1 protein-coding gene is annotated in these 10,760 nt (G+C 74.0%); it reads right to left on the minus strand.

What is annotated here, in order from left to right:
- Positions 1-10,760, minus strand: a 10,760-nt coding sequence (locus ACZ6O5_RS31090; protein ID WP_465981880.1) for an amino acid adenylation domain-containing protein, incomplete at both ends; no start/stop codon positions are given.

Genomic DNA, 10,760 nt, shown 5'->3' on the forward strand with positions numbered 1-10,760 from the left:
TTCAACTCCCCATACGACAACGACACCCCACCCACCACCACCGCCACCGCATCCGGCGACCGCCGCACCCGCTCCTCGAACAACTCGTGCAGACAGCGGTCGACGGGCGTCCCGTGGGACGGTGACGCCTGCCGGAGCAGCAGCTCCCGCTCGCCCGCGGGCAGGTAGGTGGCCCGGGCGTCGCCGTCGCCACCGGCGGCCATCGACTCCAGCACCGCGCGCAGCATGCCGGCCAGCCGGTCCGCGCTCGCCGGATCCAGGTGCCGCTCGCTGCTACCGAGGTGGAACCGGCCGTGCTGGCTGATCAGCGAGAGGGCGAACTCGTTGGGCGAGTTCGTCGTCCGGGTGCCGGCCGCCACCCGGCCGGTGTCCACGCCGCGGAAGTCGAGGTGGTTGAAGAAGATCTGGATCAGCGGGTCGCCGCTCCCGTCGCGGCGGATCGCGGGCATCGGGTAGCGCCGGTGCTGCCACACGTCGAGCTCCCGGGCGAACACCCGGGTGACGAAGTCGTGCCAGGTCGCCGCGGTCCGGTCGGCGGCGATCGGCAGCGTGTTGACGTACATGCCGGGCACCCGGTCGGCGCCCGGCTCCTCCGGCCGGGTGTCGACGACCATGCCCGCGTGGTAGGCCGGCTCGTCGGTCAACTGGCCCAGCACCTTCAGGTACGCCGACAACAACACGGTCTTGAGCGACGTGCCGGTCTCGGCGGCCAGGGCGTTCAGCCCGTCGAGCAGGTCGTCGTAGGGGATCTGCCGGAACACCCGCCGGTCCGAGTCGCCCGCCCAGCCCCGCGGCAACGTCACCCCGGCGTTGTCGCCGGCGATCCGCTCCCAGTAGGCGCGGTCCTCGTCCGAGGCCAGCGCGGCACGCTCGGCCGCGATCGCGTCGGCGAACCGGACTCCGGGCCGGTCGTAGGGCTCCGGCTCGGCGCCCCGGCGCAGCCGGTCATAGCAGTCCAGCAGCTCCATCAGCACCTGGTGGGTGCTCCAGCCCTCGGTCAGCGCGTGCGTCTGGGTCAGGGTGAGCCACCACGCCTCGTCGCTCTCCTGGTGCGCGAGCACCCGGACCAGCGGCGCGACCGCGAAGTCGAACGCTTCGGCGCGCTGACGCGCCACCAGGCGCTCGCGAATCGCGGGGTGCTCGGCCGGGTCCACGTCTCGCAGGTCGTGCACCTCGACCGGAACGTCCACGTTCCGGTGCACGAGCTGCATCGGCACGGAGAAGCCGGTCAACCGGATCGAGGTGCGCAGCGTCTCGTGCCGGTCGGCCACCACCGCGACGGCCCGGCGCAGCGCGTCCTCGTCCAGCGGGTGCCCGTCGGTCACCCGGAACATGTTGACCATGTGATACGCGCCGCGGCCGTCACCGGACATCGCCTCGATGACCATGCCCAGCTGGGTACGGCCCAGCGGGTAGGCGTCCACCACGTCCGGCGGAAGCAGATCACGGTCCGCACGCCCGATCTGGGCGTACGCCTCGACGTACCGCCGGCCCGCGTCCGCCCCGACCGGGCGCAGCCGCTCGCAGAGCCGCTCGACGGTCCGGGCGTCCAGCACGTCGCGCACGGTCGTCCCGTATCCGGCCGCTCGCAGGTCGCCGACGAGCGCGACCGCCCGCAGCGAGTCGCCGCCGAGCGCGAAGAATCCGTCGCGCAGGCCGACCCGCTCGACGCCGAGCGCCCGCGCCCACAGTCCGGCCACCTCGGCCTGGAGGCCGTCGGCGGGCGCGACGAACTCGGTCACCGCCAGCGCCTCGGCGCCGGGTTCGGGCAGCGCCGCGCGGTCGACCTTGCCGTTCGGGGACAGCGGAATCGCGTCCAACACCACGAAGGCGGCCGGAATGAGGTAGGCGGCCAGCTCGGCCTCCAGCGCGGCGCGCAGGTCGGCCGGGGTCGGCCGCTCGTCCGCCGCCGCCACGTAACCGATCAACCGGTCGTCGCGGTGCACGACGACCGCCTGCCGCACCAGGGGGTGCCGGGTCAGGGCCGCCTCGATCTCGCCCGGTTCGATCCGGTGCCCACGGACCTTCACCTGCTGGTCGGAGCGGCCGAGATAGTCGAGCGTGCCGTCGGGCAGCCGGCGGGCGAGGTCGCCGGTGCGGTAGAGCCGGCCGCCGGCCGGGCCCCACGGGTCGGGGACGAACCGCTCGGCGGTCAGCGCCGGCTGGTTCAGGTAGCCGTCGCCCACGCCGAGGCCGCCGACGTGGAGCTCGCCGGGCACACCGTCGACCACCGGCACGCCCCACTCGTCGAGGACGTACAGTCGGGTGCTGCGGACCGGCCGGCCGATCGGCACCCGGATGAGCCCGTCGGCAGTGGTCAGCGCGTGGTGGGCGACGTCGTCCGCGCACTCGGTCTGCCCGTACGAGTTCAGCAGCGCGACCTGCGGGAACCGCGCCAGCCACCGGGCGGCCAGCTCAGCCGGGAAGGCCTCGCCGGTCACCACCAGCCGCCGCAGCGCGGCGCCGGGCGGCAGGGTGACGCCGCCGTCGAGCGCCGCGCGCAACAGCGTCGGCACGACCTCCAGAACGGTGACCTCGCCGTCAGCGACCAGGGCGAAGAGGGAGTGCGAGTCGCGCGCGACCGCCTCCGGGACGACCCGGACGCAGCACCCGGTGGCGGTGCCGGCCAGCATCTGCCAGATCGACACCACGAACGTGGGCGGCGCGTTCTGCGCGAGCGTGTCGGCCGCCGTCATGCCGAGGTCGGCCACCTTGGCGAGCAGGTGGTTGCCGGCGCCGCGGCGGGTGATCGACACGCCCTTCGGCCGGCCCGTCGAGCCCGACGTGTAGAGCAGGAAGGCCGGGTCCGACGGCTCGGGTTCCGGCGCCGGTTCGCCTTCGGGCACCGTCGTGGTCCCGTCGCCGGTCGTCAGAACCGGCAGGTCGGTGTCGAGCGCGGACTCGCGGTCCGCGACGACGACCCGGGCCCGGGCGTCGGCGAGCTGGAACGCGAGCCGCTTGACCGGGGTCTCGGGATCGAGGGGAAGGCAGACGCCACCCGCCCGCAGGACGGCGAGGACCGCGGTGACCCGCTCCACGACGGCCGGCAGGCAGACCGCCGCCACGACACCGGGTCCGACACCGCTGGCGCGCAGCCGGCCGGCCAACCGGTCGACGTCCGCGCCGAGCTGTCCCCAGCTGACGGTCCCGACGTCGCCGGCGAGCGCGGGCGCGTCCGGGGTCTCGGCCGCCCACTTCGCCAGTCCGCGCACCGGGTCGAAGGTGAACGGCTCCCGTTCGGCCGCGTCCGGTCCGGGGCCGGCGTGCGACAGCACCGACGCCCGCGCGTCGCCGTCGGCGTCCTGTGCCATCCGTTCCAGCACCGTGCGGTACATCTTCGCCAGCAGGGCGCCGTTCGCCCTGCTCATCACCCCGGTACGGGTCGTCAGGTTGATCCGGTCGGGCCGACAGTGCACGGTCAGGTCGAACTCGGTGTGCGACTGGCTGAGCGTCGCGCCGATGTCGCCGTCGGCGTCCTGCCGGCGCGGGCCGACCCCGGCCAGGTCCACGTAGTTGAACGCGGTCAGCACCTGCCGCCCGGCCGAGGAGTCCCGCTGGATCGCGGGCATCGGATACCGCCGGTGCGGCCACAACGCGGTCTCCTGGGCGAAGACGCCGCGAATCAGCTCCCGCCAGCGGGCGGCGGTCCGGTCCACGGCGAACGGCACCGTGTTGAGGTGCATGCCGTAGACCCGGCTCGCGCCCGCGAGTTCGGGGCGCGCGTCGGTCACCAGGCCGACATACCCGCGCCGGGTCTCGGTGAGCCGGCCCATCACCGCCACGTGCGCGGCCAGCAGGACGCTCTTGACCGGGACGCGCAGCCCGGCGGCCAGTTCCCGCAGCCGTGGCTCCAGGTCGTCGAGCGGCACCAGGTGCTGGTAGGGCACATCGTCCGGCCCGGCCCAGGCCGCGGGAACGCCGATCCCCTCTCGATCATCGACCACCGATCTCCAGTACGCGGCGTCCTCGTCCCCGGCCAGGGACCGCAGCTCGGCGGCGATGAAATCGGCATAGCGCACCGGCGGCGCCTCGTACGGGGCCGGTGTGTCCCCGGCGGCCAGCGCCCGGTAGGCCGCGTGCAGCTCGGCCTGGACCATCGCCAGGCCCCAGCCCTCGCTCAGCGCGTGCGGCAGGCCGAGGCCCAGCCACCAGCGGGTGTCCTCGAGGCGGGCGACGACCACCCGCAGCAGGGGCGTGCGTGCCACGTCGTACGGCGCGTTCTGGTCGGCGGCGAGCCGCTTCCGGAACTCCTCGTCGCGCCGGTCGGCCGGCACGTCGCGCAGGTCGTGCACGGTCACCGGCACGTCGGCCGGGCCGTGCACGACCTGCGTCGGCACCGAGTACCCGGTCAGGTGCAGCGAGGTGCGCAACGCGTCGTGCCGTCCGGTCACCTCGACCAGCGCGGCCCGCAGTGCCGCCTCGTCGAACTCGGAGCCGATCACCTCGTACGCCACGAAACTGCGGTAGGCCGTGGGATCCTCCAGCATCTCGACGACCATGCCGGCCTGCACCTGCGAGAGCGGGTACGCGTCCACCGCCGTCGGCGGCAGCTTCGTCCGGTCGTCGTCGCCGATCAGGGCGAACGGCGCGACCGGCTCGTCGTCGCCGGGGTGCCGGTCGCGGCCGGCCAGCCGATCGGCGAGCTCGGCGACGGTCGGGTGGCGGAACAGGTCGCGGACCGAGACGTCCAGCCCCTCCTCGCGCAGCACACCGACGGCGGCCAGCGCCCGCATCGAGTCGCCGCCCACGTCGAAGAACATGTCGTTGACGCCGATCGGGGTGCGGCCCAGCACCTCCTGCCAGATGGCCGCGATGCGGCTCTCCAGCGGGGACCGCGGTGGCTCGTACTCCGATTCGCCCTCCTCGCCGTCGTCGGCCGACGGCTGCGGCACCAGCGCGCCGTCGGCGCGGACCGCCGCCCGGTCCCCGGTGGCGAACAGGCGTGACCCGGCCGTCCCGAAGGCGTCCGGGCGGAAGCGGTCCGCCGTGAGCGCGGGACGCCCGGTGAAGCCGCGCGGCACGATGCCGCCCAGGTGGAGGTCGCCCGGCACACCGTCGGGCACCGGGCGGCCCTGCGCGTCCAGCACCCGCAGCTCGCGGCCGGGCAGCGGGTCACCGATCGGGAACCGCGCATCGTCGAGGTCGGCCGGCTCGAGCTGCCGCCAGCAGGCCCGCCGGTAGCGGCTGACCACCGCCGGGCCGTCGCCGTCTGCCGCCACCAGCGGGCGCAGGTCGTCCGGGTGGCCCGCGTCGCCGGTGAGCAGCACCAGGCGTACGGCGAGATCCTCGTCCCGCGCGATCGGCGCGGCCAGGTCACGCAGGTCGTCCGCCCGGCGCGACAGCACCGAGACCTCGTGCCGGCGCAGCCGGTCCAGCAGTCGCGCCGGGGTCTCGTCCGGCGGCAGCACGACCAGCCGGCCGCCGTACAGCAGCGCACCCCAGATGGGCAGCGGGTCGTCCGCCCAGCCGGCGTCGAGGGTCCAGGCGTCGAACTCGTCGAACTCGGCCGCCTGGTGCGCGGCGGTCACCTCGCTGAGCACGTCGACGTGGCTGACCACGGCGTACGGCTCGGCCGGGTCGACCAGCATCGCCGTCTCCGGGTCGACAGTCACCTCGGGCGCGGCGGCGTCGCCGGGACCGTCCGGCGCGACCGTGACCGGGTGCAGCGACGAGTCGCCGGTGACGATGGCGGTGAGCCCGAGTTCCCGGGTGGGTGCGAGGTCCGCGCCCGGCGCGAGCGGCAGATAGGCGCCGCCGGTCTTGAGCACGCCGAGCACCGCGCAGATCGCGTCGGCGCCGGGCGGCAGGCAGATGCCGGTCACCGTCTCCGGGCCCGCGCCGGCCGTGCGCAGCCGGTGGGCCAGGCGGTTCGCCCGCTCGTCCAGCTCGCGGTAGGTCAGCTCGGTGTCGCCGTCGATCACGGCGACGGCGGAGGGGGTCCGCGCCGCCCGGTCGGCGAACACCTCGTGCGGGGTCTGGCGCCGGCGTCCGCGCCCCGGGCGCCGGACCTTGCGCAGCGCCGTCCGCGGCTTCGACTCGGGCCCGAGCGTCGCGCGGGCGTCGCCGTCCGGATCAGCGGCCATGGCGGCGAGGACGTCGCGGAACATGCCGACGATCTGCCGCGCGCGCTCGTGGCTGAGCACGTGGCTGTTGCTGCGCAGGCTCAGGCGTCCGCCGAGGGTGACGATGCCGACCGCGAACTCGTTGGGCGCGTCGCTGAACGCCTGGCTGTCGTCGGCCGCCTCGGTGTCCATCCGGTGGAAGTCGAGGTAGCAGAAGAACACGTCGACCAGGCGGCCGGTGCCGGCCGGGCGCTCGATGGCGGGCATCGGGAAGTGCCGGTGGTCCCAGATCTCGATCTCGGTGTCCGAGACCTGGCGTACCAGGTCGCGCCAGGTGCGCGCGTCCGGGCGTACGGGAAATGGCAGGGTGTTGAGGAAGTTGCCGTAGACCCGGTCGCCGCCCGGCTCGGCCAGCCGGGTGTGCGTGACAAGTCCGGTGTGGAAGCCGGGCGCGGTGGTCAGCTGGCTCATCACCTTGGCGTGCGCCGCGACCAGCACGCTCTTCACCGACGTCCGCGCGGACGCGGCCAGGCGCCGTAGGCCCTCCTCCAGGTCGGCGTAGGACATCCCGGCGCGGACGACCTCGGCGGGCGCGTCCCGGTCGCCGCTCCACCCGGCCGGCATGGTCAGCTTCACGTGGTCGCGGACCATCTCTCGCCAGTACGCGCGGGTCCGCTCGGACTCCAGCGCCCGGCGCTCGGCCGCCACCGTGTCGGCGAACCGCACCGCCGGCGCGTCCCACCGCTCCGGCGCGGTCCCGTCGCGCAGCCGCCGGTAGCACTCCAGCACGTCCATCAGGAACAGCTGGTTGCTCCACCCGTCCAGCAGCGCGTGGTTCTGGGTGAAGCCACACAGCCACTCGGTGTCCGAGGTGACGTGGGCGTGCACCCGGAGCAGGGGCTCGTCGGAGGACAGGTCGAACAGGTCCGCCCGCTGCGCGGCCACGAACGCCGACATGTCGTCGAACTGTTCCCTGGCGTCGAGGTGCCGCAGGTCGCGCCACGAGCACGGCGCGGCGGCCACCCGGTGCACGAGCTGCATCGGCTCCGAGTAGCCGGTCAGCCGGACCGAGGTCCGCAGCACGTCGTGCCGCCGGATCACCTCGCGCACCGCCCGCTCGAACGCGTCCGGGTCGAAGCCCTGGTCGTCGCGCACCTCGTACACGTTGACGTTGTGGTAGCTGCGCCGGTCGTCGTGCCCGGCGAGCAGCTCGATCAGCATGCCCGACTGGTTCATCGACAGCGGGTACGCGTCGGCCAGCCCGTCCGGCAGCCGCTCCCGGTCCACGGCCGGCACCAGCTCGAACGGCGCCACCGCCGCGTGGTCGCCCGCGTCCAGCGCGTCCCGGCCGGTGAGCAGCCGCGAGACCGCCTCGACCGTGCGGTGCTGAAGGATCTCGCGGACCGACACGTCCCAGCCCTCGGCCCGCAGCGCGCCGATCAGGGCCACCGCCCGGATGGAGTCGCCGCCGAGGTCGAAGAAGTCGTCGCGGACGCCGGCCTCCCGGCCGAGCACCTCGGACCAGACCGCGACCAGACGCTCCTGCAACGGGGTGGCGGTCTCGAAGCCGCCCGACCCGGGCGCGGTCTCGTCCGGGGCCGGCAGGGCGTGCCGGTCCAGCTTGCCGTTGGCGTTCAGCGGCAGCCGATCGAGCTGCACGAACGCCGACGGCACCAGGTAGTCCGGGAGCGCGCGGGTGAGCCGCTCGCGGATCGACGTGCGGTTCATCTCGCCGTTCGCCACCAGGTAGGCGACGAGCTGCCGCTCGCCGTCCGGCCCGGTTTCGCGGGCCACCACCCGGCAGTCGGTGATCTCGTCGAGGCCGCCGAGTGTCGCCTCGATCTCCCCCAGTTCGACCCGGTAGCCACGAATCTTGAGCTGGCCGTCGCGGCGCCCGCGGAAGTCGACGGCGCCGTCCGGCAGCAGCCGCACGAGGTCGCCGGTGCGGTAGAGGCGCGCGCCGGGCGGACCGTACGGGTCGGGCAGGAACCGGTCGGCGGTCAGGTCCGGGCGGCCCAGGTAGCCCCGGGCGACGCCGGTGCCTCCGACGTACAGCTCACCCGTGACGCCGGTCGGCAACGGACGCAGGTCCCGGTCGAGGACCCGCATGACCATGCCCGGCAGGGGCGATCCGATCGGGACGACGTCGGGGACCGGCCCGTCGACCGGGTGGATGCAGGTGCCGACGGACGCCTCGGTCGGTCCGTACTCGTTGATCAGTTCGACCGCGGGCGCCTTCGCCTGCCAGGCGCGCACCACATGCCGGGTCAGCGCCTCGCCGGCGACGACAAGCACCGGAGCCAGGCGTGCCGCCTGGTCCGCGGCGAGCTGGGTGGTCAGCACCTCCAGGTGGCCCGGGGTCAGCTTGATGAAGCTGTACGGGCCGTGCCGGTCGAGGTGGGCGCCGAGTTCGCCGAGGTCCACCTCGTTCGGCACCATCGTCACCGGCTGCCCGGTGACCAGCGGTCCCCACAGATTCGGTACGACGAGGTCGAACGCGACCGAGGAGAAGAGCGGCGCGCCGCCGGTTCCCCGGGAGGCCAGGGTCCGCGCCGCCCACGAGACGTGGTTGGCGAGCCCTCGGTGCGACACGGCGACGCCCTTGGGGCGGCCGGTCGAGCCGGAGGTGTAGATGACGTACGCCAACTGGTCGGCAGCCGGCCTGGTCCGTCCGGTGACCGCGGGGCGGTCGGCGGGCAGGTCCTCGGCCAACAGCCGCCGGTCCGCGGGGACGTCGGCGACGCCGGGCAGGAGGTCCCGCTCGGTGATCACGACGGCGGCGTGGGCGTCCGCCACCATCCCGGCGACGCGCTCGGCCGGGAAGGCGGCGTCGAGCGGCAGGTAGGCGGCGCCCGCCTTCCAGGCACCGAGCAGGGCGGCGGCGAGTTCCGGGCCGCGGTCGAGCAGCACGGCGACGACCGACTCCGGGCCCGCGCCGCGGGCGGCGATCGCTGCCGCGTACCGCTCGGCGCGGTCGTCCAGCTCCGCGTAGGTGAGCGTGTGGCCGCCGGTCACCACGGCGGCGGCGTCCGGCGTACGGGCGGCCTGCTGCTCGAAGAGCTCCAGCACCGGCTGGTAGTCGCCGGGCAGCGGCGCGCCGACCGCCCGGTCCTGCTGGTCACGCAGTTCGTCAGGGGTGGCGAGCGCGATGGTGGCGTCGCCGTCCGGGTCGGCGGCCATCGCGGTCAGCACGGTCCGGAACAGGCCGGCGATCCGGTCGGTGTTCGCCGGGGTGAGCGAGCGGACGTCCGAGGTCAGGAAGATGTGCCCGGCCCGCGAGGAGACGGTCAACGGGAACTCGGTGGGGCTGTCGTCCAGCCCCTGGGTGGCGTCGACCAGCTCGGTGTCGATCTGACGGAAGTCCTGGTAGTTGAAGAAGACCTCGATCAGCCCCTGCCGGCCGGGGTTGTCGCGCTGGACCGCGGGCAGCGGGTAACGCCGGTGCGACCAGGACTCGACCTCGCGGCGGAAGGTCCGGGTCACCAGGTCGCGCCAGGTGCCCCGGATCGGGTCGAACGGGAACGGCAGCGTGTTGAGGTACATGCCGAAGACGCGGTCGGCGCCGAGCACCTCGGGGCGGGTGTCGTAGACCAGCCCGGCGTGCACCGCGGGCTCCTCGCTGAGCCGGCTGAGCACCTTGCCGAACGCGGACACCATGACGGCCTTCATGGACGCGCCGGCCTGGGCCGCGAGCCGCCGCAGCCCCGGCTCCAGGTCGGTCCACGGGATCCGGGTGTGGTACGCGGTCCGCTCGGCCACGCTCCGGTCGCCCCAGTCGCGCGGAAGGGTGAACTTCTCGTACCGGCCCACCACGTCACGCCAGTACGCCCGGGTCTCCGGCGAGTCGAGCGCGGTGAGCTCGCCGGCGATGGCGTCGGCGAAGCGCACCGCCGGCATCGGCTCGGCGTCGGGCTCCTGACCCGCGGCGATCCGCTGGTAGGCCCGCACCAGCTCCATCAGCATGGTGTGGTAGCTCCAGCCCTCCATGACCGGGTGGCATTCGGTGATCGAGAGCCACCACGAGTCGGGCTCGGTGACGTGCACGAAGAAGCGCATCAGGGTCGGCCGGGTCAGGTCGAACGGCCGGGCACGCTCGCTGGTCGCGAATTCCTGGAGCACGTGCTCGGTCCCGGCCGCGTCGAGCGTGCCGTGGTCGGTCCAGCCGATCGGCACCTCGGCCGTCCGGTGGACCAGCTGCATCGGCACCGAGTACCCGGTGAGGTGGACCGAGGTGCGCAGCATGTCGTGCCGGGCGACCAGCCAGGCGGCTGCGCGTTCGAAGGCGGCGAAGTCGAACGGCCGCTCATCCATGATCCTGAACGCGCTGGAGTTGTGGTAGTTGTTCTGCTGGTCGTCGGCCAGCATCTCGATGACCATGCCGGTCTGGATCTGCGACAGCGGGTAGGCGTCGACCACCCCGTCCGGGACCAGCGCCCGGTCGTCGTCGCTGATCAGCGCGAACGGCTCGACCAGGGCGTGGTCGTCGGCGACCAGGGGGGACCGCTCGCCCAGCAGGTCGGCGAGTTCGGCGACGGTACGCCTGTCGAACACGTCCCGCACGCTCAGGTCGAAGCCCTCGGCCCGTAGCGCGCCGACCAGGGAGACGGCGCGGATGGAGTCGCCGCCGAGTTCGAAGAAGCTGTCCCGGATGCCGACCCGGTCCACGCCGAGCACATCGGCCCACACCGCGCACAGCCG

The sequence above is a fragment of the Micromonospora sp. NPDC049201 genome, from assembly GCF_055586805.1.